The organism is Bacteroidota bacterium (assembly GCA_016722565.1).
GTDB lineage: Bacteria > Bacteroidota > Bacteroidia > 2-12-FULL-35-15 > 2-12-FULL-35-15 > 2-12-FULL-35-15.
Genome location: JADKIU010000007.1, coordinates 534,442 through 559,748, shown reverse-complemented (window position 1 = coordinate 559,748; position 25,307 = coordinate 534,442). Strand labels below are relative to the sequence as shown.

Genomic DNA, 25,307 nt, shown 5'->3' with positions numbered 1-25,307 from the left:
TATAATTAGTTATAAATCATCTTGCTTTTATATGAACCTTTAAAAAAAAGAAAACAATGACAACGCTAGCACCTACCAAAACGCCTACCTCTGTCTATAAAATCCGTTTTTCGGATTGCGACATGTTCGGGCATCTCAACAATTCGAGGTACCTCGATTATTTAATCAATGCACGAGAAGATCATTTGATTCTGCAACATCAGTTTGATTTTAATAAGTACTATAAAAATGATTTCGGCTGGGTGATTGGCAGTCACGAAATCGCGTACCTGCGTCCTGCTATTTACAACGAACAAGTAACTGTGCAATCTACATTGATGCATGCCGACAAAGATGTATTGCATGTAGAAATTTTGATGATGAATGAACATCAAAATCAATTAAAGGCAGTTCTGCGCACCACCTTTGTTCCGATTCATTTAAAAACGGGTAGAAGAGAACAACATCCGGACGACCTATTGGATTGGGCAACCGATCTTGTGAATGCGGACATCAGTCATCAAGAACTTTTTTCGGAACGTGTAAAAACCTTGGTATCGCAATTTAAGGAGCTGAAAAAGTAAAACAGGAGGACTGTTTTGTTTACTGAATTTTTATGAGCGTATCAACGGATACGCTCATTTCGTTTTGTAAAATGTAAAACAGCAAACCTATTTGACAATCATTGCTTTATCGAGTAAGTTGTTTTGTTCTTATCACCAACACTCTTAAAAAGTCGCAATTCAACTCCTTTTTTTAAGTCTCTACTGGCGGTGGCAGAAGAAAGATCTTTAAATACATTCATGTAATCTTTTCTGGTAAAGTTTTTCTTTCCCAAACTGATAAAATATTCGAGTCGATCAATGTCCTTTAAAATGCGATTATTATAGGTCAGCAATGAATCAAGCGATGCATTAATTACGTTCAGCATGTATTCAATAAAGAAGGTTGACTTTCCTGATTTATCACTCATTGCAAGTGATTTATAATATGCAGCTTGCGTTTGGCTAATCAAGGTTTCAAAAGGCAAGAGCTCAAAAATGGGATATTCTGACATTAAAATTAATGTTTGCCATAATCGACCCATACGACCATTTCCATCCAGAAAAGGATGAATAAATTCCATTTCATAATGAAATACGCAACTTTTAATTAATATCAAATCGGAAGATTTGTTTAAATAATCAAATAAATTTTTCATCAGGTAAGGCACGTTTTTATGAGAAGGTGCGATGTGTTCCACTTTTGTGCCCTTAACAATTCCAACTCCTTTTTTTCTGTATTTGCCACAATCATCAATCAATCCGTTCATTAATTGTTGATGGGCTTTTAAGAAATGTTTTTCTGATAAACAATTATAGGTAGGCAATTTCTCATATACCCTTATTGCATTTAGAACTTCTTTCACATCTTTTTTGGGACCAACTACTCTTTTGTTTTCGATTAAGGTGGTTATTTGTTCTTCCGTTAAGATATTCCCTTCAATTTGTAGACTCGAATGAATTGTTTTTATTCTGTTTTGCTTTCGGAGTTGAGGCGATTGTTTACTCAAATAATTAGCATTCACTTCTCCCAACTTTTGAGAAATGGAACTGATGGTGGATAGAATGTTTGGGGTAATATCATAAGGCGGTTTCATTGATACTATCATTTGATACTATCAAAAGTAATACATTTTTAATAAGAATCAAAGCATATGTTGGCATTTTGTGATGGTCAAACCCTGACATCGGTTCTCTGTCCCTTCTACTTTCGCAATGGAAGTTTAGCTGGATAGCAGTTTATTTTAAATGCAATTCACGAGCAATGCTTTCTGCAAAAATTGCTGCGCCTTTGGTATTCAGATGCACACCATCGATTGTCAGATGCAATCCTCTTTTTTTGCTGAGGGCATCCCACTTTTTAAACAGACGATCCCAGATGGTTATCGCCCAGATATTATCCAAGCAATAGGAAGATTGTTGTGACGTACTTAAAAATGCATCAAACGGAATTTGGGTATTTACCAAGGTTAGCTTTTCCTTTTCTGCAACTTGAATCAACAATTCGTTAAAGTGATTTCTTTTTGCATTTAATTCTGAATCTAATTTTTCTCCAACACAACCAATTGTTAGGAGGATAAGTCGACCGTGATACACTTCCTTGATTTTGCGAATATGTGATTCCAACATTTTTGTAAATTCTTCTGTTGAAACAGGAGCACATCCTTTTTTTAGTTGTTGATCGTATGCCCGCTGAAAGAGCCCGCCTCTTTCCTGAAAGAAAGGCAAGAGCAAATCGTTATATCCTCCTTGGAGAACAATGCAGTCCATCGATTGATCTACTTTTAAATGCGAATGCAATCGATTGAAAATTAAATTCCAGGTATCACCGTCATGCCCAAGATTGGTGATATGGTAACGATTGTCTTTCGAAATCAGGTCAACAAAGCTTGCACCTAATTTTCCATTTGTGATGCTGTCTCCTACGAATACGATTTTCATTGAAACGTGTGTTGCTTGATTTTTTATTTTATGAATTGTATAACCAAGGTTAAGAAGTTGGTGGTAAATCTGCGAAATCTTATACCAGTTCTGCTTGATAGTTCAACAATGCCTTTTTTAATAAAAAGTATTTTCTAGATAACAAGTACGCATAGCTGTGCAATCCGGAATAGAGGATATTCAGGTTCTCATCTAAATAATGGGTTCCATTAAAATAGGTTCGTGTTTTTCCGATATACTTTTCAAGCTGTTCTTTTATATCTTCATTGATTTCGGTTGTAAAAATTGGGTCGGCTAACAATTGCTTGATCTCCTGTTTTAAATTTTCTTCAATCGGCTTTAAATGAGAAAAGTTCTTTCTTATTTCTTCAAAAGGAGTGACCACACTTACAAATTGCAATGCGCCTGTGAGTGTGGTATAAATCTCCTGTTTTTTGTCAAACTGTTTATCAAATTCAAACAATTCCTGATAAAAACGTTTTAGTTCTTTCGGTTTGTTTTGTATGTTTTCTATTCCATTAAAATAACGGAAAATATCGATGTCGTTATTTTTAATTTTTTCATTGGTGCTGTTTAGTTCTTCTTTCAGTTTTTCAGCAAGTTCGGCAGCATTTTTTTTCTTGTAACGCTTTCCATCGTAGTCGAATGTTTTCACCACATATTGATTGTTAGAAATGCTTTTTAGCATTTCAATGTCATTGTTTAGTGCAAAGGCCGTATACACCACATCCACCTTTTCGTCAGAAAACAAGTCGTTAAAATTGATGGTAGCCTCCAGCGATTCTTCTTTGTCTAAATCTAAAGAAACCGGATTCTTAATGTCGTAATAGCCATTGTATTTTTTTGAAAACGAATTGGATAAAGCCTCTTGTTTATAATCTTCAATAAACTTATCCGAGGAAATAGCGTTTGCAACACCTTTGTATTTTACCGATTCAAAAACTTTTTCGTCAATTGTTTCTGCAATTTAACGATGTCCACAAATACATCATTGGCAAGTGTGTCGGAATGAACGGTGCTTATATTACCTGTTTGTTCAAGTCGTTTTATTCGTTCCTCTACTGTTGGATGGGATGCCCATTGGTCTTTAATCACCAATTTTGATTTATCAAATTTACTTTGTTCCTCAATAGAAATATCCGGAAGACTATTTGCAATGGGAAAGCTATTCGTTTCTGCAAGAAAATACATCACAGCGGTTTGGTCCTGATAAATGCTTTCACTTTTTATATTTTTAGAAATCTTTTCATTGTAATAGTTTAATACATTGTTAAACGAATTGTCCGCCAAGGTCATTCTCAACAACGATTTTTTAAGTGGCTCATATCCGGTCACACTCGCAGCAATCTCATCGGCATGAAATTCCATTTCTCTGGAAAGTCCCATGTAGCTTTTGTTAACCACTTCATAGAGTTTCTTTAAGATCCATTGTATTCCTTCATTAATTTTCACTGCAATTACAACAAATATTGAAAAGTAACCGCTTACATCCGACCAGGTTTGAATGAGATTTGTATACGATTGGTTATCAAATAGCATGTTGAAAATGATTTGATTTAAATTGTAGACAAAGCTTCCCACCTTCATGGTTCTTTGAGAAAAATGACCAAATTCATGTGAGAGGATTGCTTTTAGCTCTTCTTTGGTGATGGTATTCACCAATCCCAATCCGATTTGTAAATTCTTTTTCACCGGCAGAAACATACTCCAGAAACTGGAATCATAAAATACAGATGCATTGACATCTGCTGATAAATATACTTTTTTTGGGAAGCTGGTGCCGACTTCTTTTACAATTTCCTGAATCATGCTAAATAATTTAGGTTCTTGTTGCTCATTGATTTCAATTAAATGGGAGCGGTCAACGGTATGCGATTTGAAAATAAATTTCAGTAAAAATATTAATACCAACACACCCAAACTCGCAAGTCCAATCCCCAGGGCAATGGTCAGAATCATTGGTTTGGCTGCAATGATGTAAATTCCTCCCATGATGCACAGGATGGTAAATCCAACTGCCAACAGTAAAATGGTTAAATAGGTGAACACAAAAATGCAGATAGCAACAATTGCTTTTGTAGCCTGAGATTTAAACTCCGCAGAAAGTTTGATTTCTTTACTTTTCATTCGTACTTCTTTTTTATTTGATTAGCTGCAAACTTTCTGATACTAGATCTTCTTAATACTGTCTTCCGGTTTTAGTCGGATCTTTTAAGTCAATCCAAAAAATATGAATGGGTTCTCCAACTTCTTGTTTTCCGTTATAGTTGCTGTCGAGTTGTGCGTAGACATACATAAAGTCGTTGGCAGAATCGTATTGCGATTGAAACACCGAATAGTTTTCCGGAATCAAGGCTTTTTGTTTTTCACCATGAATGTTGAACAAATACATTCTTCGTAAATCTTTGAGGTTGATGTATCCATCTTTGTTGGTATCGTCATTGTAAACCGAAAGAATGAAATAGTCTCTTTTCACCGGAACGGTATTTAATGTATCCGAAGAGAAGGAAGGGAAATAGAGGGTGCGGATTAAAACGGGTTTTTCAAAAAATGTTTTTTGCTTTTTTTCAAGAATGTCGTAATGAGAAACATTCACCAGGTTGTAGCCATAAACAGCTTCAATACCCGGCATTAAATTGTTGTGCCAATTGTTTCCGATGTTGGTTTCATCGTCTTCGTAACGGTAATGAAAACTGTTGGAGCCGATAAAGGTGGAATTGTCTCTTTTATTGATATTCACTTTGTAAAGGGTGGTTAACCGAACATTCGGAATGCCGGTGAGTAAAACACCACTGGGGCGGGTTTCAAATTTTAAAGAATCTTTGTTTAAACCGTTTTGCGTTTCGGTAGCTGTTTCGTCAGTAACCGGTCGCACCGGAAATCCTTTTTCTTCCAATCTTTCATGGGAGCAACTGGTGAGTATACAGAAAAGGGAAGATGCGAAGAGGAGTTGGAATTGTTTCATGGTGAATGTGAATAGGATCTAGTAGTTGTTTCTAATTGTTGTGTTTTTTAAACGGTATACAAGTTACATTAAAAATCCATATCCGTGTATAAACGTTTCTACTCATTTATACACGAATAATAACGCAGGTAAATTTTACCTTTTTTCAGGTGCAATGTCTTTGTATTTATCAAGCTTTAGTTGGAACGCTTCTTTGTTGATAGGCTGGTGATGCGGTTTTGTGCTTGCAGGGTTTTTATGTAAAAGGGCAGTCGGACGGGTAGGACGTTTTTCAAAACCACCACCACAATTCGGACAAACATTTTTAAGAATATCGTTCACACAGGTGGTGCAGAACGTACATTCATAGGTACAAATCATTGCTTCGGTGCTGTCGTTCGGTAACAACTTTGCACAATTTTCGCAAATGGGTTTTAGTTGGAGCATTAAATCTTTTGTTTTAAGTTCAGCGATTCATTCTCACGAAAGTTAAAACTTTTTTATAACCCTTTTCGATTGTTTTCAAAAATCTTGCGGTGTGGAAACCGGATTTGCAGGTTTATACACCCAAAATGATAGGTTTTGATTTTTTGCTTTTAATTGTTGTTGATTTCTAGATCTATTTGTTGTTCAAATTTTATTTTAAATGCCTCCATGTTAGTTGGTTCTAACTTTGATTTGTCATTCGTAACACCAAGCGTATTAATTTATTATTTTTCTTTATTAATTAGTTCCCAAACTTTTTCATTATAATTCGCTTTTGTAATTCCTGTTAGCTTTTCAAGCGTTTGGTAATATTTTTCATTCCCCTTTTCAACGGGTCCCACATTCAGGAGTTCCCAAACACCAGCAAAGCCTTTCTCTTGTTCTATTTTTTTTACCAATAGCGCATTCACAATATAGTCTGCCGAATTATTAAATTCTTTTGTTTTAAAGTAAATCGGATTCTCTTTTACATCTTTCCAGTCCATCTTTTTATTGCTAGCGACTTGCTCCTTAAATGCTCGGAAAATTTCTTCCCAGCTTAGTCCCCAGCTTCCACCATATAGATAGGCGCACCCTTCATCAACAGGTTTGTTGACTTTGTTTCTTGGAATCATTAAACTCAGTCGGTCATGAAACAAATCATGTGGATCAAAACTATCAAATTTTGAATTGTTATTTCCATACACAATTAATTTTCTATTTCCCAGGGAAGAGGTCCAAATACTATTGACTATTCCATTGTAGTCGGATTTATAATCTACCCCAATTAATTTTTGAAGTTCAATAATGTTGCTTGTAAGATAATAATCAGTTGGGTGATTCGGAACATTCAATTTTGTATCGTATAAGGTGATCAATCTGCCATATTCAGAAACATTCTTTTTATTAATTGTGTTTTGATAATGAAAAGTATGACTCCCTACTTTTTCAACTTTCCAGTTTTCTGTATTCCGTAATAGGGAAGATGAAAATGTGTATGAATCTCCGGTTTTATGACCAATTAGCGTAAAACTGGCTCTTAACATTGCTTTGTTTTCATTCACGCCAATGTATGAAATGGAGATTAAAAATTGATTTTCTTTTAAAGAAATGATATTGGTCAAATAAGGTTTGTAAAAATCACTAATATTAAATGTTTCGCTTTTTTCTATCCCATTAATTTCGTCAAGCAAAATAAATGTTTCAATTTTTTCTTCTTCGAACACAAATTTATTTTCCTCATTTGGTTTTTGTCCTGCTTTCAAAAATTCGTTCAATGAACGAATTAACTTTTCACGCTCAACGCTGTCTTTCGGCAAAGAAATGCCGGGATTTATTATCAAGGAGTTAGTTTGGCTATTCAATAGAACGGTCATGAATAGCAATGAGAGTGTGTAAATTAGTTTCATAATTTTAGATGTTATTTTATAGTAATTTTTATTCAATACAAGAATCCACCAAGAATAAATGCAGTTGTTCTGTGTTGTTTCCGGTTCTAGAAAATTTGTTGCAAAACCGTTGTCTACTAGCAATAATCTTGCCAATACAATCTCAATTATTCATCCAGGTACTCCAACAATTCATTTCGTTTAAACTCACTAATAAATGGATTTGACAATGTTTTGTCGCAAAGAATTTGTTTATAGTAGTTCACTTTCTCTTGCTGGTTTAGTTTTCGATGGTATTCAATGATTTCCTGATAGAATTCCAGGTAAGATGGATAATAGCGAAGGCCTAAGTCCAAAAATTCAAATGCTGTTTTGTATTCTTTGTTTTGATAACCAAAATGACTTGCTAATGAAAAGATATGTGTCAAACTTGGTTTTAATTCCATACCAATTTTCTCACTCGCTATTTCCAAATCTCTTTTAAATAGTTCGACCGGATTTTTCATTTTTTCTTTCTTTAATCTGTTATAAAACCAATTGTCCAGAATCGAATTATACTCAGAAAAAGCATCGATTAAAATGGGGGGGACCGAAAGCCAATAATTCGTGATGTGATTGGAGTATTGATTTTCTCGTCCTTGCATTTTCAAATTCTTTGGTAATTTGGATGGTGACGTTTTGACCAGTAACTTTTGATATTCCTCTAAGTAGGTTGATTCTTCTAACGTATTTCCAACTGAACAATAATAGGAAAACCTGTTTGGGAAATTAGTGGAGTCCAATAAAAAATTCGAAAATTTAGTTATCGATAGGGGAGGCTCTGAATAGAAACCACTTAACGATATTGCAATATTAATTTCTTTTGCTCTTTTAAACGACAGATAATTTACAAGATATCCGGTTCTGGAATGACCGATAATGCTTATGAAACGATTTGCTTTGTGTTCCTTTTGAAGTTTAGGAATGAGTTCAGAGAACAAGAACAATTCCATTCTTTCGATTCCACTTAATGAGTCGTTTTCTTTTTTATGATTAGATGTTAGATATAATCTGTTTTCAAAATTAAAGGGAATGCCAATTATAATTGTTTCCGGAATTTGTGTTTCGTTAGTGAGTAAGTCAAAGGAATTAAGGATGTGTGAATAGGTTTGTTCATTCTGACTATCAAAAATAATTGTAATTGGATAATGGGTGGAATCGGCTGAAAAATTATATGTTTCTGGAAAATGTAAATTTAATTTAATGGTTTCCTGAAGGTAGTTCGACTGAAGAAGCAGGCTGTCGTTTGAGTATAGTCCGTATTTCTGTGCGGTAGATTTAATTGTTAATCCGAATGTCGTCACAATTAAAATAAAAAATAATTTCACCTTTTTAAATTGAAAAATTTTGAATCGTACTTCATTTCTATCTTTCTGCATTCCTAAAAACAGTATATTGTATTTTGAATAAATTCATATTGCCAAACGGCTGTTACTTGGACTTATTTTCCCTTTTTTGTTTGATTATCACACTTTCAACCGTGGGAAATAACTGGTTAGACTGATGTCAATTTAATCCGCGTTTAATTTTTGACTGAAAGTTATTGTTTGGTTGGATTGTCGGGAAGTGCAACATCTGATTTTAACCACTTTTTTTGCTCATGGCTAAAATAATAGCGTACTGTTTTTCCGGTAATCGTATTGCAAAAGAACAATGTTCTGAATTGAACATCTTGCGCATTGTAATATTCAATCGCATTCATGGTCAGTTCTCCAACTTTAGTTTGGGAGGATTCAATTGGATTATCGAGCTCAGCAGTGGATTTCTCCCATTTCCCGGCTTCTGATAAATAATACCGTACTACTTTCCCTGTTTTTGTACTATAATAATAAACTACTTTGTTAATGATTCCTTTCGAGTCGGGATATTCTGATGTACACAACATTACTTCTCCAATATCAGTGCCTTTCACATTCAATGGATTAGTTGGTAACAAGGATTTCCCTTTCACCCATGTTCTTTCTGCGGTAAAGTAATATCGAACAGCATTGCCAGACTTAGTATCCCAAACATAACAGTAGCGAAGGATGTCAGCGCTTGGTCCAATATACTCTTTGTATTCAGTTTTATACTCACCAGTAGTTTGTGCATACGTATAGCTGGTTGTGATAATGAATGATAGGAATAAGAATAAATAGTTCATTTTTCAAAAGTTGTTAATTGTTATCGTTATTCTTTTATAATACGAAGATGTGCTTCTTCGAAATTCGAATTTGTAATTTTAAGCAAGTAAATGCCGGCAGATCCATCAATTTCAAAATTGGTGAATGCTTGATTCGAAACGATTTCCTCTTTTATCAATTTGCCAGTGATTGAGTACAAAGTAAGTGTCAATTCTTTCTGATTGTTTTCGAATTCAATTCGTAATTTCCCTGTAGTTGGATTCGGAAAAACTGTGAAACTATTCGCAAAGGAGTTTTTAGCTAAACCAACAGATGTAATTAAAACGCATGTTGACGTATCGATACATCCACTTTGAGTTAATTGAACAGCAAAACTACCATTTGAAAGGGAAGAAAATGACTGTGATGTTTCACCCGGTAGTATAGCAAAACTGTTATTACAATCTAGCCATTGGTAAGTGGCAGATGCATTGTTCGCCATAATCGTAGCTCCTGTTGTAGTTGTTGTAATGTCGGTTACACTATTAACAATCAGGTTTGTTGTTACTGTACTGTCGCAACCATTTATAGCAGTTAATACATCTGTATAAACACCTGCTACCGAATATGTATTCGAACCGATTGTTATCGATTGACCAGAACACACTGTTATCGTTTGTGTCCCTGTAATACTTGATGGGGATGTAATATTAAAAGTTTGCGTTGCTGTACACGAATTTGCATCGGTAACAGTACATGTCCATGTGCCAGCAGTTAATCCGGTAACAGAAACAGTTCCATCACCTGTTGGATTTCCGGGTGTCCAGTTGTAAGAGTATGCGGTTGTTCCACCACTCACAGAAACGGAAGCTGCACCGTTACTTCCTCCAAAACAAGAAATGTTTGTTTGTGAAGCAGCCGATGCAATTAAAGCTGCAGGTTCTGTAATATTAAAAGTTTGTGTTGCTGTACACGAATTTGCATCGGTAATAGTACATGTCCATGTACCAGCAGTTAATCCGGTAACAGAAACAGTTCCATCACCAGTTGGGTTGCCCGGTGTCCAGTTGTAAGAGTATGCGGTTGTTCCACCACTCACAGAAACGGAAGCTGCACCGTTACTTCCTCCAAAACAAGAAATGTTTGTTTGTGAAGCAGCCGATGCAATTAAAGCTGCAGGTTCTGTAATATTAAAAGTTTGCGTTGCTGTACACGAATTTGCATCGGTAACAGTACATGTCCATGTACCAGCAGTTAATCCGGTAACAGAAACAGTTCCATCGCCTGTAGGATTTCCGGGTGTCCAGTTGTAAGTATAACCACCTGCACCTCCGGTTGGTGTGTTGATAGTAGCGGCACCATTACTTCCACCAAAACAAGAAACATTTGTTTGAGAAGCAGCCGATGCAACTAAAACAGCAGGTGCAGTAATATTAAAAGTTTGTGTTGCAGTACAAGAATTTGCATCGGTAACAGTACATGTCCATGTTCCAGCAGTTAATCCGGTAACCGAAACAGTTCCATCACCTGTAGGATTTCCGGGTGTCCAGTTGTACGAGTATGTTGTTGTTCCACCACTCACAGAAACGGAAGCTGCACCATTACTTCCACCGAAACAAGAAATGTTTGTTTGTGAAGCAGCAGTTGCAACTAAAACGGCAGGTGCAGTAATATTAAAAGTCTGCGTTGCTGTACAAGAATTTGCATCGGTAACAGTACACGTCCATGTTCCAGCAGTTAATCCGGTAACAGAAACAGTTCCATCACCTGTAGGATTTCCGGGTGTCCAATTGTACGAGTATGCAGTTGTTCCCCCACTCACCGAAACGGAAGCTGCACCATTACTTCCTCCAAAACAAGAAATGTTTGTTTGTGAAGCAGCCGATGCAATTAAAGCAGCAGGTGCAGTAATATTAAAAGTTTGTGTTGCAGTACACGAATTTGCATCGGTAACTGTACATGTCCATGTTCCAGCAGTTAATCCGGTAACAGAAACAGTTCCATCGCCTGTTGGATTTCCGGGTGTCCAGTTGTAAGAGTAACCACCTGCACCTCCGGTTGGTGTGTTAATAGCAGCGGCACCATTACTTCCTCCAAAACAAGAAACATTTGTTTGAGAAGAAGCTGATGCAACTAAAACAGCAGGTGCCGTAATATTAAAAGTTTGTGTAGCTGTACACGAATTTGCATCGGTAACAGTGCATGTCCATGTACCAGCAGTTAATCCAGTAACCGAAACAGTTCCATCACCAGTAGGATTTCCGGGTGTCCAGTTGTAAGAGTAACCACCTGCACCTCCAGTTGGTGTGTTGATAGCAGCGGCACCATTACTTCCTCCAAAACAAGAAACATTTGTTTGAGAAGAAGTGGTTACCGAAATACTCGATGGGGATGTAATATTAAAAGTTTGTGTTGCTGTACACGAATTTGCATCGGTAACAGTACACGTCCATGTTCCAGCAGTTAATCCAGTAACCGAAACAGTTCCATCACCTGTAGGATTTCCGGGTGTCCAGTTGTAAGAGTAACCACCTGCACCTCCGGTTGGTGTGTTAATAGCAGCGGCACCATTACTTCCTCCAAAACAAGAAACATTTGTTTGAGAAGAAGTGGTTACCGAAATACTCGATGGGGATGTAATATTAAATGTTTGCGCAGCAGTACAAGAATTTGCATCGGTAACAGTACATGTCCATGTACCAGCAGTTAATCCGGTAACAGAAACGGTTCCATCACCAGTAGGATTTCCGGGTGTCCAGTTGTAAGAGTATGCGGTTGTTCCACCACTCACAGAAACGGAAGCTGCACCGTTACTTCCTCCAAAACAAGAAATGTTTGTTTGTGAAGCAGCCGATGCAACTAAAACAGCAGGTGCAGTAATATTAAAAGTTTGTGTTGCTGTACACGAATTTGCATCGGTAACAGTGCATGTCCATGTTCCAGCAGTTAATCCGGTAACAGAAACAGTTCCATCACCTGTTGGGTTGCCAGGTGTCCAGTTGTAAGAGTATGCAGTTGTTCCGCCACTCACAGAAACGGAAGCTGCACCGTTACTTCCACCAAAACAAGAAACATTTGTTTGTGAAGCAGCAGTTGCAACTAAAACAGCAGGTGCAGTAATATTAAAAGTTTGTGTTGCTGTACACGAATTTGCATCGGTAACAGTGCATGTCCATGTTCCAGCAGTTAATCCGGTAACAGAAACAGTTCCATCACCTGTTGGGTTGCCAGGTGTCCAGTTGTAAGAGTATGCAGTTGTTCCGCCACTCACAGAAACGGAAGCTGCACCGTTACTTCCTCCAAAACAAGAAACATTTGTTTGTGAAGCAGCAGTTGAAACTAAAACAGCAGGTGCAGTAATATTAAAAGTTTGTGTTGCTGTACACGAATTTGCATCGGTAACAGTGCATGTCCATGTGCCAGCAGTTAATCCGGTAACAGAAACAGTTCCATCACCTGTTGGGTTGCCGGGTGTCCAGTTGTAAGAGTATGCCGTTGTTCCACCACTCACAGAAACGGAAGCTGCACCGTTACTTCCACCAAAACAAGAAACATTTGTTTGTGAAGCAGCAGTTGCAACTAAAACAGCAGGTGCTGTAATATTAAATGTTCGCGTTGCTGTACACGAATTTGCATCGGTAACAGTACACGTCCATGTACCAGCAGTTAATCCGGTAACAGAAACGGTTCCATCACCGGTTGGATTGCCCGGTGTCCAGTTGTACGTGTATGCCGTTGTTCCACCACTCACAGAAACGGAAGCTGCACCGTTACTTCCTCCAAAACAAGAAACATTTGTTTGTGAAGCAGCTGATGCAATTAAAGCAGCAGGTTGTGATAGTGTAACGGATTGTGTTGCAGTATTGCCACATTCATTCGTAACGGTGCATGTATAGGTTGCTGCAAATAATCCAGTGGCAGTAGCAGCTGTACCACCAATGGGTGCCCAATTATAGGTGAACGATGCTCCTCCAACTGCAGATACAGTTGCTGCTCCATTGCTCCCTCCATTGCAAGAAATATTTGTTTGTGAAACAAGTGTAGGAGAAACGGTTGGGCAAGGTGAACCACAAATTATACTTGGACTTGGGTAGCCGGCCGGACTGATATTATAATTTGTTACATCGTCTCCGATCCAATTAGCACGATTATTTATTGCTGCTCTTATTGCAGTGGATGTTCCAGTAAGCGTTCCATTGTATTTTGAATTATCTAATTCAGTACCAATTGTTGGATAAATAGAGACGCAGTTCACTCCGTTTGTAAGCCCGGGAGGTACAAGACTTCGGCTTACGCTTGTACCAATACAGCCGCTCGATGAACTCCATCCGGTAACGCCATCCAAGCAAGTAGGAGTTCCGTTACCATCATCAGTTGTGATTGCTGCAATAAAAGTTGCACCAGAAAGCGATACAGGTACACCGGGAGTAGTAACGGTGTAGGCGATCAGTTGATCCCCAGCGGAAAGATTAAACAAACCGGTGCCTTGCAAATGCACAATTGAACCTCCCGATATTCCGGTGATGGTAAGAACGTCTGCTACATTTTCTGTAAACGAAATGATTGTACCGCATGGAATTCCTGCGGCAGGAGCAGTAAAGCGCCAATGATCTTCTCCGTTTGCGTTCCATGCAGTAGCTGAATTTATTCCTTGATCTGTAAAATAAATGTCAGCACTACCCGGAATTGTTGTAAGGGTAATGATTGAAAATCCATCAATCGGGGCATCTTCATTATATCCGATAAATGCAATATCTCCGGCAACAATTTGACTCTTAGCAGAGAAGGCCAGTAAGGATACCAGCATAAAAAGTAGTGTTTTTTTCATAGCTATCTTTGGCAAAATCAATTTATGTTTTAATTGAGTTGCAAACAAAGATAGGTGATGATAGTGCGTTGTAAATTAGTGATTTATCACTAATTGAGTGGTTCAATCAATTCAGGTGGGATGTATATTTCTTCGGTAAATAAAAAAAGAAACAACCCAACAGTTGGCTGTAAAAGGGAATAAATTACCTGCTAAGGATGCATGAACGAATGGAACGAATTATATTTTAATAAAGTAATGCTTTCGTTACTAATTCAGAGGAAGACTGAACATTAAACTTTTTAAGTAAACGTTGCCTGTGATTATCAACAGTGTTCTTTGATAGATTTAAAATATCGGCAATTTGTTTACTTGATTTGCCTCTGCTTAACAAAGCAATAATTTCCCTTTCACGTGGGCTTACGTTTGGATACTCATTTTGTTTCCCTTCCAGATTGTGTAACGAGTAATGAACCAGTTTTTGATTGTTTGTTTCCGTTGAGTTAAGTACCGTCATCATTGGTTCAATATTGTCTTTCACCAAATGGTTTATATTCGTATACAGCGCCATTCCATATAAAAAATTGTCATTTGCATCAAAGTAAAGTGCAGGGTATTGAATACTATTCCAGACATATTGCCCATTCCCATTTTGAATCCGTGCATAGATTGTGATATTGTAATTTTTTCTTTTGCTTTTTTCTTCATCAATGACTATTCGGAAGATTGTTGAGAGAAATGTAAGAACATGTGTTAGATCTTCCGGATGATAAAATGAAAAAAATGTTTCAACGCTTGAATTCACAAGCTCTTTTGCATCAACGGGGGTTAATTTATTTACAGCACCATCAGCCATTAGAATTTTAGGGTAGGGCTGTGAATTGCTAAAAATTTGCCAATAATATTCCCCTAAAGTTAATCGCGGAATGCTTTCAATATAAGGTTTGAAAAATTTATAAATTTTGTGTTCGTCTTCATTCGTTTCTGTCCTTGTTTCTTCCCATAATTCAATAAATCGTTGTTGTGAGATTTGCGGAATGTTGATTTTTTCTGACATCAGTTTTTTGTTTTATGTTGATTTTGTTACGTATTCTTTTAGAATTTTCTCCAATAAGAATACCTCTGTTTACTTTTCCAAAAATAGGAATCGAAAGTAACAGCACAATTAAAATACAATTCGCCTTTTTATCTTATTCGAAGTAGAGACTATAAATAAAGTTTTTCCTATAACGAGATTATCAAAATAGGATACAAGATAATCTTGAAATAATTAAAACCTATTGACTGTATGTTAGATAGGTTTCGTTGCAAACGTACAAAAAAATAATAGACACTCAAAAATATCCATGTATCACTGTCTCTACTCGTTTATACACGAATAATAACGGAAGTAAATTTTTACCTTTTTCGGATGCAATGGCTTTTTTTTTCAAATTTTATTTTGAAGGGCTTCTTTGTCGATGGGTTAGTGATGTGGTTTTGTACATGCAGGAATTTTTTGCAACAGAGTACTCAAACGGGCAGGGCGTTTTTCAAAACCACCACCACAATTCGGACAAACATGTTTAAGAATATCGTTCACACAGGTGATGCAGAACGTACATTCATACGTGCAAATCATTGCTTCGATACTGTCGTTAGGTAATAACTTTGCACAATTTTCGCAGATCGGTATTATTTAAAGCAATGTTGTATGAATTGAAATTTAGCAGCTACTTATCATTAACGATTTTTTTTCTTGTCGTTCACAAATTCTAAAATATCGGCTGGTTGACAGTCCAATGCTTTACAAATGGCTTCTAAAGTGCTAAAACGAATTGCTTTTGCTTTTCCTGTCTTTAAGATGGAAAGATTGGACAAGGTTAAATCGACTCTTTCCGAAAGTTCATTCAGCGATATTTTCCGTTTCGCCATCATCACATCTAAATTTACAATAATTGGCATCGTTTATACGGTTAAGTCGTTTTCGTTTTGAATTTCAACACCTTTAGAAAAAATTGTTGCAATTACATAAATGACTGCTGCCATCAAAATAAAGGCTTGACTGTCTGCCCAAAACTGATTTAAGTTGTCAATAGCATAACCTCTGTTTAGCAGGTACTGTGTCGTTTCTCGGGCGATGTAACTCAAAATTCCGATAGAGAAAGTATAATAACTCATTAACGAAACCTGTTTTGCAGAATAGCTATTGAAGGGTTTTGCCAAATTAATGTTACTGATTAATCGAACAACGATATAAAACAGGACTGCTTTTAAAAGTGCAATGACCAGGATAAAACTATACATGCTGTAAAAAGCGAATTGACTGCGTTCATACATACTGCTTAAATCCAGTTTTTGATATAAGTTTTGGACAAATTCAGGTTTGTACAAACTAAAAAAGAAATTGACGATTAGTCCTCCGGCTTCAATACATAAACCAACGAAGATCATCCAAGTAACAATCTTTAAGACGATAAATACGAAGTTGTTTGTTTTAGACATGGTGAATAAAATTTTAAATGATGCTGCAAACATACTAATAATTTATTGATAAACAATAAAAATGTATTATTTATCATAAATTATTGATTGGGTATCGATTTTGAAGGATCCATTTCAGTTGAACAGGAACGCTGTTTTTCCAAAAGGTTGCTCATGACGAACAATTTTATAATCTGCCGCGTCTATTTTCCTTAGTTCAATCGTCATTTCTAATTTCTTTTATTGTTCTTCAATTATTGATTCTCCCTTGGACTTATCACCGGATGTCCATTCCCAAGTTTCATGCAATCTAATTTTCCCATTGGGCAATATTTCCGGTCGTGATTTGCAAATCCCCGTCATTAGCTCTCCTTTTTCATTTACTTGATGGTAACGCATATCAATGTTTCCCGCTTCATCTACAATTCCAATTAAATGTCCTTGAATGATTTTACCTCCCGAATATTCAGACGATAAAATACGACCAACTTGCTGATACAAAAAAATAGTTTCATTGGAGGTTTCTCCATTTTCAGTATTACTAATTGGTCTGAATTGTTTGTTATTGTAATTGATCATTGTTTTTACGCTAGGGTTGTTTGTTGGTTGGGAACGGACTGTTTGCTGCTTACAAGTTTAACACAATTTTCTAGAATCCGAATATCCCTTTCTCTTAGTTTTTTACATTATCGACAATTGCTAAAATTTCATTGATTACCAGTTTGGGTTCCGTATCATAAATGTAATGTCCAGACTTGCTGGTAAGAATTAATTTTATTGCTGAATTTATTTTTAAATAGCTATTCAGAAAGTCAACTTTTATTGTCGTTTCCTCTTTACTGTATTTTGCTTCCGTTAGTTTATTGGAACCAATAATCGTGATTGGAATATTCGTTGGAAATCCCTTTCCATAAACAAAAGAAGAGTCGGTGGTAAAAGAGTGTATGAATTCGTTTCTTATCGTAGCGGAGTAGTTTGTGCTATCATAACAAAATGAATTGTAAAACGTATCAAATTCAATTTTTTCTTTTTCTGTTCTCAATTCTCTTTTCTTCCATTTGAGTTCAGGAATGGCGGGGTCGATCAATAGCAATCCGCAAACTCGTTCCGGATATTTACTTACAAAATACCGCGCTATCAAACCGCCTCTGGAATGTCCCACTAATATGAATTGTTTGTTCAATCCAATTTTATCAATCAATTCGTTTAATTCGTTGCATATATTTTCAAGGTTTCGTTCGTTCCCAAAGGATTCTGATTTTCCAATCCCTGCCCGGTCGTAGCAAATGGTTTTTGTATGTTTGGAAACACGAGCTTGTATCTTCTGAAAGTCGTCCATTGTTGGTCCAAGTCCGGTAATAAATACCACAACTGGATCTCCAGCACCTTTCGCTGTGTAAAACTGCTTTTTACCCTTTATTTCAACAAAGGTTTCCTTGTTCTTGTCTATTTGTAAACTCAGAAAGGAAAAACCGATGAATCCAAATACGAGTAATAAAAATCTAGTCATTTTAATGGAGTCTATTTATTCTACATTTAAATATTCAACGCTTAATCGTGTATAATCGTTTTTACTCGTTTATAATTAAGTAGAAACGTTTCTACGTGGGTATATTAGGAAATCAATTTGTTTCAAGAAGTTTTTCAGTCTGTTGACTTACTTTGTCCATACCTTTATTAGGGGTTCTCTATAACCTTCGTCTTTTTCATGTATTTCAATTTCCTTTTTGTTGGTATTAATGTTCAGAAATACTTCAGAATACAAGCCTTCTTCTTCAAAGAATAGCTTCAGTTTGTAATATGCATTTTTATCAAGATCGACAGCAATTTCATTGAGTGAAAATGCTGTTGCTGATATCGCTTGTTTAGCAAACCCTTTTTTTACGGGTTGTTGATAAAGCTCTCCTAAAGCTTGTACCAGTTCATCGCTCTCTTGTCCAATTGTTGTAAGACGAACAGCATTTGCAATAAATCCAAATTTGGGGTCTGGCCTTCCGTCAACGATTCCGGCTTGGATTTTTGAATTTACTTCAATTTGTAATCCCACAGTTTTTCCTTTATAAAGACCTTTGGCAATATAAATATGTGATGTATCCGTTTTGATGTCAGAAGTTATTTTTAAAAAAATGTCGCTCCAACCTTCTTCTGGATCTATGCGTGAAGTGATTTCAGCTAGATTAACTGTATCCTGAGCCTTAGTGTTTTTGTTGGTACAACTGAAAAAAAATGTAAGTAGCCCCATGAAAATTATTGTTGTAAAGTTTTTAACCATATTATAACTCGTATACAATGTCATTTTGTATTTGTACGTAAGGTTTGTACTCTGGCGTTGTTTGGCGTTTTTCAAATCAAAGTTGTCGATAAAACAAATGTAATTAAAAACTTTTGGTGTTAAAAGTTGCTAAATGACTTTATACCTCCAGTTTGATTTTATGTCTTCAACTTTTCATGCTAATAACCAAAATCTCCAGCCGCTCCTCACTACAAGTTAAACACAATTTTCTAAAATTCTCTTTTAAAATCGTAAAATCTTATCCGTGTAGAAACGTTTATTACCCGTTTATAAGCGTGTATAACTGTTTCTATTCGTGTATAATTAAGTATAAACGTTTATTACTTGTGTGTAAGCGTTTATTACTCGTTTATAATTAAGTAGAAACGTTTATACACGATTAGCGGTTGCAACGGATAGCAAGCCTAGATATTCAAAAACAACATGTTAATGCAACGGTGTTTTGGGAGTCTTGATTCCAAATGCATCAATGAAAATTGCGGAATCGTAATAGGGGTCACCGTAATCGGCTATGGCAAATTTGATATGATATTTATGCTTTGGCTTCACTTTTATTTTGGCGGTTAATACCTTTGTAAAACCATCATATTGCCATGTCTTAAATATTTTTAAGTCGGAATTATAATCATTGGAAATATAATAGTTGCTATTTTTCAAGTGATTGATTGATGAAACAGAAATTGGCGTTTTCCCGTCAGGAAGGGATGCCAAATTATACGTTGTGTCTTTGGGATTGTTATTGAGTCCTTGACCCGAAATAAATAACCCAAAAACATCATTGTATTGCAAATACTCCGGATACTCTTCCGATGCAAATGCATATTTAAAGACTAATGAATCTGCATCAATCTGTATATCGAATTCAATAATCGCTGCATCAAATAGCGATAAGGAATTGCCAACTAAACTCGACAAATTTTTGTCTGGGGTAATGATGTTATAATTGACGGAGCTAACGGAAGGGGAATTGTTTGGTCCAATAGCTCCTTGCGGAATTCCCGTTGTTAAAAAAAGTCCTTCAACAATGGTCAATGCCCCCGCATCTTTTTGTTTAAACAATTTTATGGAGGCCGTTTTATTCGGATATTTAATATCACTGATTTTAATTTCTTTGGGCGCTAAAAATTTTGATAAATCTTCGGTAGATTTAATTTCAAAAAACTCAACGGAGGAGGTTATCTTGTCTAATTTCTTTTGAATATCTGGTGGAATTGCAACCAGCTTGTTCGGTTCGGCTCCGTCCTTAAATGTGATGACAAACCCATGAAACAGACTACTTGCTTCATACGCGCTGGAACATTTTGTTTGTTTTATAATCTCCCATTCAATCCACGACTTGTTAAAAACCTGCGGCAGCTCAACATATAAAGAGGCAAAGCGTTGAAAAACTAATTCAGAATAGTCGAAGTCCTTGGGATAGTCGGAATAAACATATTGTACTTTTTTAATAATTTTATTTTCGAGCTTTTTAAACGTGTTGGTGTTCACAAAGTCTGAACCACCAAATGTCATGTCTAAATAAATGACATTCGACAAATTCTCTTTTTCAAACTTTTCGGTATCTGTTTTTCTTATTTTGGAAATGTCAAATTTGATCTGACTAATGCCTGTTTTACAAAAGAGGGTTAAGAGTAAAAGGACTGCTATCTTTTTCATAGTATGCAATGATGATGATTCTTCTATAATGAGTAATTCTGAAAAGGATACGTTTTTAATCAATCTTCTTGTAATCGCACTGCATCTGTCGTTCAACACCCTTTCTATACGTTCTCTCTATTCCTCCTAAATGCGCATCCGTGTAGAAACGTTTATTACCCGTTTATAATTGTGTATACTCGTTTATAATTAAGTAGAAACGTTTATAAATGGGTAGAAAAGAGCCTAAAAGTTCTCAAAGTGATTTATGAGTTCAAATACCAATTGAAAAAATGGCTTTCTTTCATTTGTTTATTTCTTCTTCAATTTCATTAATTTATCGAAAGAATCTTTTATTCTTTTTTGTTCTTCTGCTAAATAGTCTTCTGTGAAAGGTGATCCACAATCTTGATTGCTGATTTGATGGATTAACCTTCCATTTGAAAAATAGCTTCTGTCTTCGATGATTTCAGACTTGTCAAAATCCCATACCTGATTGTCATTGTTTTCCTTCATTGCAATCGAATCATAAAACAATGGTCTGTTGTATTTATAAGATTTTTCTAAAACAAATGAAACTTGCCCGTTTAGTAAGTAATACTCAGTTAAGAGTTGGTAGGTCTCGCCAAAATGTCGAGTTATTATTCTTTCTAATTTGTTGTTGAGGTAATAGAATGCAGCTTCACCGCCTTCCAATGATTCCCACAATTCTATTGTGTCTGAGGAAGTCCATTTTTCAGTAGAGTTTATTCGTTTAAAGTTTTCGCGAATTGGTTTGAGTTTGTCAAGGAGATATTCATTCACGACAAGATCATCTTGGTTATGTGCTTCTTTTAAGACAATTGTGTCAACGCTTGGTTTTGTAGGGGTTGTGACTGCGAGTATACTGTCAATTGGAGTGTTATTTACAGGGCCATTCATTGTCGTTTTGTTTTGAGTGTCTGTGCCACAACTCAAAAATGTCAAAACGATAATAATTAATATTGGTCTTTCTTGCATTGCCTGTAAATTATAAGTGAACCTCTTACTAGCAGACAAGTTATGCAATTTATTTTAAATTAAGTTCTTCAATATATTAGCCGTTTTTAAACGGGTAGAAACGTTTATAAATGGGTAGAAACGGGTAGAAGTGTTTATTAATTGCCGAAAAGTTTCTGCCACCACGATCGCTTAGCTTTTGCTAGGGTGAGGTTAGAATTAGGTTTATTTTTATTCCCATATATTTTTTCATCAAGCGTTCCAAAATGCAGTTCTTTTAAAATTTCAGTCTGTGGGTCAACGAATGCGTAAATCTGCCTTTTTCGGTAAACGAGAATATGTGCATCAATGTTATAGTCGAGTGCTGAGTAACAAATGTCGTCTATGAGTTCCGTGTCTGGTTGTCCAAAAATACCTAACAAATCTGCCTTGTTGATTTTGTTGTCTTGAAGGTATTTTGTTGACAGTTTAATTTGTCTAACAACACCCTGGTCAATTTTGAAGGATGCACCTGATGCATAATGTACCCACCCAGATGTAGTTTTCAACGATTCAATTCGGTCAGAAAAATTTAAATTTTCATATCCTTTCTGATCAACAAATACATCAATGATTTCATTGCGGTCTAAGTCACGAATAGATGAGTTGAGGCGAACTTTACCAACTTGAAATGTGTTTGCTTCAAATTGTCGATTTAGAAAAAGTTTTCGTTTATATTCTTCTGTCATTGTCCTCTAAAAGTAGCATTTAACTTCTCGTTATGCCCTGCAAGGTATACATAATTTAGTAAAACCAATCCTTTCATTTATCCATGTGGAAACGTTTATAAATGGGTAGAAACGGGTAGAAACGTTTAATAATCGTTTAACACGGGTAGCGTTTTTGCAACAGTAAAACTTTATTTGTTAAGCCTTGCTTTTATTTAAAAAGAGTGCGTCACACAAATTTGTTCTGCTGTGTATCTTTCGTTAATAATTATTGTCTTGCAAATTATTTTCAAAGTCCCGCCAAACAATTTCTTCTGCTAAAGCATGAAATGTATGGTTAATTAATTGGGCATCTGTGAAAAGGAAAACTTCTTTGAAACTTTGGACTTCCGGCCTTTTGAGTTGCATAGCCATGTCAGTTCCATAAGAACCGGCAGAATCTCTAATGTCAAGTATAATGATTTTTCGTCTTTTCGATTGTCAGTATAAGCAACTACATTTTTTAATTCTAAAACTTTGTCCGTTTGGGTGCTATTCGCTTTTTTGAAAAACAACTTAAGTGTTTTTCCTGTCAGTCTTATATGTGTCAGGGAGTATTCTTGTATGTTAGTTGTTATTGACATTTTTGTATGACTTGTGATGTGCAATTATTATAAATGTTTGTAAGCACAACGTATTCATATTCATAAAAGGTAATTTAAAGAAATAAAACTAAATTAATGAGGGCAAAAGAAATTTATTTTGCCCTTATGCGCGCTTTAACTTGCGTGAAGGACGATTGAGTCAGCCCGCTTACGCTTGCTTGCAGTTAAGCTTTCGTGCCAGTGAGTTTAGAGAGGTCTTGTTTTACATTTGAAATCATTTCTGTCACAATCATTTCTCTAATTTCATTAACCGAGGCGGTTACGAATTTTTCGTCAGAACTTTTTGAAGTCTGAATGCCAACATTATTTATTGAAGGAACGTCAAGAATAATTTCATTTGGTTCGTCAATGTCAAATGTTGGGAATGTAAACTTGAATGAATTTATCATGATACAAATTTAAATATATTTTTAAGATCTTCTTTAGATAATTGAGCTACAGCACCCATCAATGGCTTAACGTAACGTTTGCTAACGATATTGCCGAGTTGCTGATGATAGTTTTGAACATATTGTTGTGTATTTATTGCTTGTAGGGATACTAACAATTCAGCAGGAATACTAGGAATTTGAGTTATTTCATGAATAAACTGATTTATAAAATCGCCAAAAACATTAGTTGAAAGTCCTTTAAGTTCTGGGCTTATGCCCTGCAAAACAGTATCAATAACGTCTGTTTGTGCAAAAGGTCTAATACTAGCATTATTTGCATCAGATATTACGACTTCTTTTTTCTTGTCTTCAATAAATCTGAGCTTTCCATCTATAACAAGCGAAACATTTATGGTTATCAGTCTGGGAAAAATTTCTGTTTCTCCATAGCCTGTGAAAATAAGGCCAGTGTATTGGATAAACCAATCGTGATTAAGAAAATTAAAATACGATTCTAATAATGGCTTTTCAAGTTTTGATTGATCGAAATTTCTATTAAAATTATTAGAAAGGGCTCCTAATATTTCAGGCACTAGTGAAGCAATGAGTTTTTTTGTATCAGGTTCATTAATTCCTTTTAATGAATCGATTGAAGGCGATTTGATTATTTCAAGACTAAAATTATTTAATTTGTCACTAAGTAATGTTTCAATATCAGCACCTTTTCTCAATTCCGATTGAAATTGTGGCTCGTTTATAATTGCTTGAACAAAAGAAAGAAAGTCAACAAAGATGTAGGTGTTGTTTTGTTTTTCGATAAAATAATTATTTGCCTCTAACCAACTAAGGAAGTTGTCTTTATAATCTGAAAGTTTTGGAAAACTTTTGTCACCTATTTGTTTTCTATATTCCTTTATCAATATTTCCCATGGAATGCCCATAATTTGTGCGCTATTGTATATCGCAATTCCTACTGGATGATATTTGGAGAGAGTAAATATCTTATTCGCAGAATTATATACCTTCCTGTGATTTACTCCATTCACTGTTACAGCACTGTCTGCTGCGATAGCTACACCTTGTTTGTTTAAAATCCCTGCTACTGCTGTCATATATTCTGTCTATTAAATAGTCTTTAGGCATGAGGCATAACTTGTGGCTAAGTCCAACAAGTTATTTATAATTTATTTATAACAATATTTTTATTTAAATCACCGACTCAAGTATACCCATTTCCCCACACCAATCCATCCCAATAAAATCTACTTCAAAAAAATACAATCAAAAAATAAAATTGAATTTAGAGTAGTTCAATTTTTAGGAATTGATAAATTGATTGGTATGTTCCACACTTTTTACGGTGCAGGACCAAAAGGGATATTGATCGTTTTTTTGTTCGTTGTTGTTGTATTGCAAGGCTTGTAAATTCGAAAGTTCATCGGTGCCGCCCCAGCTGAATGGTTTGATATGGTCAATCTCCCAAGCCATGGTGGAGTTTGCATGCGACTTGCCATATTGGTCTTTTTTGATCCATGCTCCGCATTTGTCTTTCCGGAAAATCTTGGGATCTACTCCAAAAACAATGTCAGCTTTTTCCCATACCTTGTCAATCAGGTCTTGGGTAAATAATTTTCCGTCCATGCGTTTTTTGCTCATGCATCTAGTTTTTTGCGGTTCAAACAAAGGAAGGTATCTACCATTTTTACGGAATTGCCAATCGACAACACCGCTTGAACCAAGTCGTCTTCCCTGCAGGAAAGCACTTTGCTCCAGCGTTGCAACTCTTCCTTTTTGGAAATGTCGATGCGCTCGTTGTAAAATTTGGTAATGCTATTTAGATTCTTATTCATACACTGTCGTTAATGGTGTAAAGCTAACAAGTCCGTTTCATCTGTTTTAGCGTAGAAATACCCCATTTTGCCTTAGGGTATTTTTACCCCATTTACAGGGTAAAAATACCCTATAAAAAATCTGCTTTTTGAGTTAGCACTTTGACAATTACGATGTTA

The 25,307-nt window shown here is 35.8% G+C and carries 24 protein-coding genes and 1 pseudogene; 1 reads left to right on the top strand and 24 read right to left on the bottom strand.

What is annotated here, in order from left to right; genetic code table 11:
- Positions 1 to 56: 56 nt before the first annotated feature.
- Positions 57 to 563 carry an acyl-CoA thioesterase gene (locus IPP64_17275; GenBank protein MBL0331113.1) on the top strand — a complete coding sequence of 169 codons (507 nt, stop codon included), beginning with the start codon at positions 57 to 59 and terminating at the stop codon, positions 561 to 563.
- A gap of 98 nt (positions 564 to 661) precedes the next feature.
- Here the strand turns inward: IPP64_17275 and IPP64_17270 are convergent, their stop codons facing one another.
- From IPP64_17270 to IPP64_17155, 24 genes and pseudogenes are all read right to left on the bottom strand, one after another.
- Complete coding sequence (locus tag IPP64_17270; protein ID MBL0331112.1) at positions 662 to 1,618, bottom strand: Fic family protein; 957 nt, start codon at positions 1,616 to 1,618, stop codon at positions 662 to 664.
- A gap of 142 nt (positions 1,619 to 1,760) precedes the next feature.
- Positions 1,761 to 2,462 carry an SGNH/GDSL hydrolase family protein gene (locus tag IPP64_17265; GenBank protein ID MBL0331111.1) on the bottom strand — a complete coding sequence of 234 codons (702 nt, stop codon included), beginning with the start codon at positions 2,460 to 2,462 and terminating at the stop codon, positions 1,761 to 1,763.
- A 79-nt stretch (positions 2,463 to 2,541) separates the two neighbouring features.
- Positions 2,542 to 3,213 carry a hypothetical protein gene (locus IPP64_17260; protein MBL0331110.1) on the bottom strand — a complete coding sequence of 224 codons (672 nt, stop codon included), beginning with the start codon at positions 3,211 to 3,213 and terminating at the stop codon, positions 2,542 to 2,544.
- 176 nt (positions 3,214 to 3,389) lie between these two features.
- Positions 3,390 to 4,589 carry a M48 family metalloprotease gene (locus IPP64_17255; GenBank protein ID MBL0331109.1) on the bottom strand — a complete coding sequence of 400 codons (1,200 nt, stop codon included), beginning with the start codon at positions 4,587 to 4,589 and terminating at the stop codon, positions 3,390 to 3,392.
- Positions 4,590 to 4,641: 52 nt separating this feature from the next.
- On the bottom strand, positions 4,642 to 5,427 hold the full coding sequence (locus IPP64_17250) for a hypothetical protein (protein ID MBL0331108.1): 786 nt from the start codon (positions 5,425 to 5,427) through the stop codon (positions 4,642 to 4,644).
- A 135-nt stretch (positions 5,428 to 5,562) separates the two neighbouring features.
- The gene (locus IPP64_17245; GenBank protein ID MBL0331107.1) at positions 5,563 to 5,853 is read right to left on the bottom strand and encodes a DUF1272 domain-containing protein; all 291 of its coding nucleotides are present in this window, start codon (positions 5,851 to 5,853) and stop codon (positions 5,563 to 5,565) included.
- A 263-nt stretch (positions 5,854 to 6,116) separates the two neighbouring features.
- Complete coding sequence (locus IPP64_17240; GenBank protein ID MBL0331106.1) at positions 6,117 to 7,280, bottom strand: hypothetical protein; 1,164 nt, start codon at positions 7,278 to 7,280, stop codon at positions 6,117 to 6,119.
- Between the two features lie 146 nt (positions 7,281 to 7,426).
- The gene (locus IPP64_17235; protein MBL0331105.1) at positions 7,427 to 8,626 is read right to left on the bottom strand and encodes a hypothetical protein; all 1,200 of its coding nucleotides are present in this window, start codon (positions 8,624 to 8,626) and stop codon (positions 7,427 to 7,429) included.
- A 212-nt stretch (positions 8,627 to 8,838) separates the two neighbouring features.
- The gene (locus IPP64_17230) at positions 8,839 to 9,441 is read right to left on the bottom strand and encodes a hypothetical protein (protein ID MBL0331104.1); all 603 of its coding nucleotides are present in this window, start codon (positions 9,439 to 9,441) and stop codon (positions 8,839 to 8,841) included.
- A 26-nt stretch (positions 9,442 to 9,467) separates the two neighbouring features.
- Positions 9,468 to 14,228 carry a T9SS type A sorting domain-containing protein gene (locus IPP64_17225; protein MBL0331103.1) on the bottom strand — a complete coding sequence of 1,587 codons (4,761 nt, stop codon included), beginning with the start codon at positions 14,226 to 14,228 and terminating at the stop codon, positions 9,468 to 9,470.
- 226 nt (positions 14,229 to 14,454) lie between these two features.
- Positions 14,455 to 15,264: a helix-turn-helix domain-containing protein gene (locus IPP64_17220; protein MBL0331102.1), complete on the bottom strand. Its 810-nt coding sequence runs from the start codon at positions 15,262 to 15,264 to the stop codon at positions 14,455 to 14,457.
- Positions 15,265 to 15,672: 408 nt separating this feature from the next.
- Positions 15,673 to 15,894, bottom strand: a pseudogene (locus IPP64_17215) (DUF1272 domain-containing protein).
- 35 nt (positions 15,895 to 15,929) lie between these two features.
- Positions 15,930 to 16,151: a helix-turn-helix transcriptional regulator gene (locus IPP64_17210; GenBank protein MBL0331101.1), complete on the bottom strand. Its 222-nt coding sequence runs from the start codon at positions 16,149 to 16,151 to the stop codon at positions 15,930 to 15,932.
- Positions 16,152 to 16,154: 3 nt separating this feature from the next.
- Positions 16,155 to 16,691: a DUF2975 domain-containing protein gene (locus IPP64_17205; protein ID MBL0331100.1), complete on the bottom strand. Its 537-nt coding sequence runs from the start codon at positions 16,689 to 16,691 to the stop codon at positions 16,155 to 16,157.
- Between the two features lie 219 nt (positions 16,692 to 16,910).
- Positions 16,911 to 17,249 carry a n-acetylglutamate synthase gene (locus IPP64_17200; protein ID MBL0331099.1) on the bottom strand — a complete coding sequence of 113 codons (339 nt, stop codon included), beginning with the start codon at positions 17,247 to 17,249 and terminating at the stop codon, positions 16,911 to 16,913.
- A gap of 94 nt (positions 17,250 to 17,343) precedes the next feature.
- Positions 17,344 to 18,180 (bottom strand): alpha/beta hydrolase, encoded by an 837-nt coding sequence (locus IPP64_17195; protein ID MBL0331098.1) that lies wholly within the window; start codon positions 18,178 to 18,180, stop codon positions 17,344 to 17,346.
- 147 nt (positions 18,181 to 18,327) lie between these two features.
- The gene (locus tag IPP64_17190; GenBank protein ID MBL0331097.1) at positions 18,328 to 19,017 is read right to left on the bottom strand and encodes a hypothetical protein; all 690 of its coding nucleotides are present in this window, start codon (positions 19,015 to 19,017) and stop codon (positions 18,328 to 18,330) included.
- Between the two features lie 372 nt (positions 19,018 to 19,389).
- Positions 19,390 to 20,619, bottom strand: a complete 1,230-nt coding sequence (locus IPP64_17185; protein MBL0331096.1) for a choice-of-anchor L domain-containing protein — start codon at positions 20,617 to 20,619, stop codon at positions 19,390 to 19,392.
- Positions 20,620 to 20,910: 291 nt separating this feature from the next.
- Positions 20,911 to 21,519 (bottom strand): hypothetical protein, encoded by a 609-nt coding sequence (locus IPP64_17180; protein MBL0331095.1) that lies wholly within the window; start codon positions 21,517 to 21,519, stop codon positions 20,911 to 20,913.
- A gap of 215 nt (positions 21,520 to 21,734) precedes the next feature.
- Entirely contained in the window at positions 21,735 to 22,304 is a 570-nt protein-coding gene (locus tag IPP64_17175) for a hypothetical protein (protein MBL0331094.1), read from the bottom strand.
- 787 nt (positions 22,305 to 23,091) lie between these two features.
- Positions 23,092 to 23,316, bottom strand: coding sequence for a hypothetical protein (locus IPP64_17170; GenBank protein ID MBL0331093.1), 225 nt, complete (start codon positions 23,314 to 23,316; stop codon positions 23,092 to 23,094).
- The gene (locus tag IPP64_17165; GenBank protein MBL0331092.1) at positions 23,313 to 24,410 is read right to left on the bottom strand and encodes a hypothetical protein; all 1,098 of its coding nucleotides are present in this window, start codon (positions 24,408 to 24,410) and stop codon (positions 23,313 to 23,315) included. The genes IPP64_17170 and IPP64_17165 overlap by 4 nt, the downstream gene beginning before the upstream one ends.
- 205 nt (positions 24,411 to 24,615) lie before the next feature.
- A complete protein-coding gene (locus IPP64_17160; GenBank protein MBL0331091.1) occupies positions 24,616 to 24,954 on the bottom strand; it encodes an HNH endonuclease in 339 nt (112 codons plus the stop codon).
- Entirely contained in the window at positions 24,951 to 25,148 is a 198-nt protein-coding gene (locus IPP64_17155; GenBank protein MBL0331090.1) for a DUF3606 domain-containing protein, read from the bottom strand. The genes IPP64_17160 and IPP64_17155 overlap by 4 nt, the downstream gene beginning before the upstream one ends.
- Between the last annotated feature and the right edge of the window lie 159 nt (positions 25,149 to 25,307).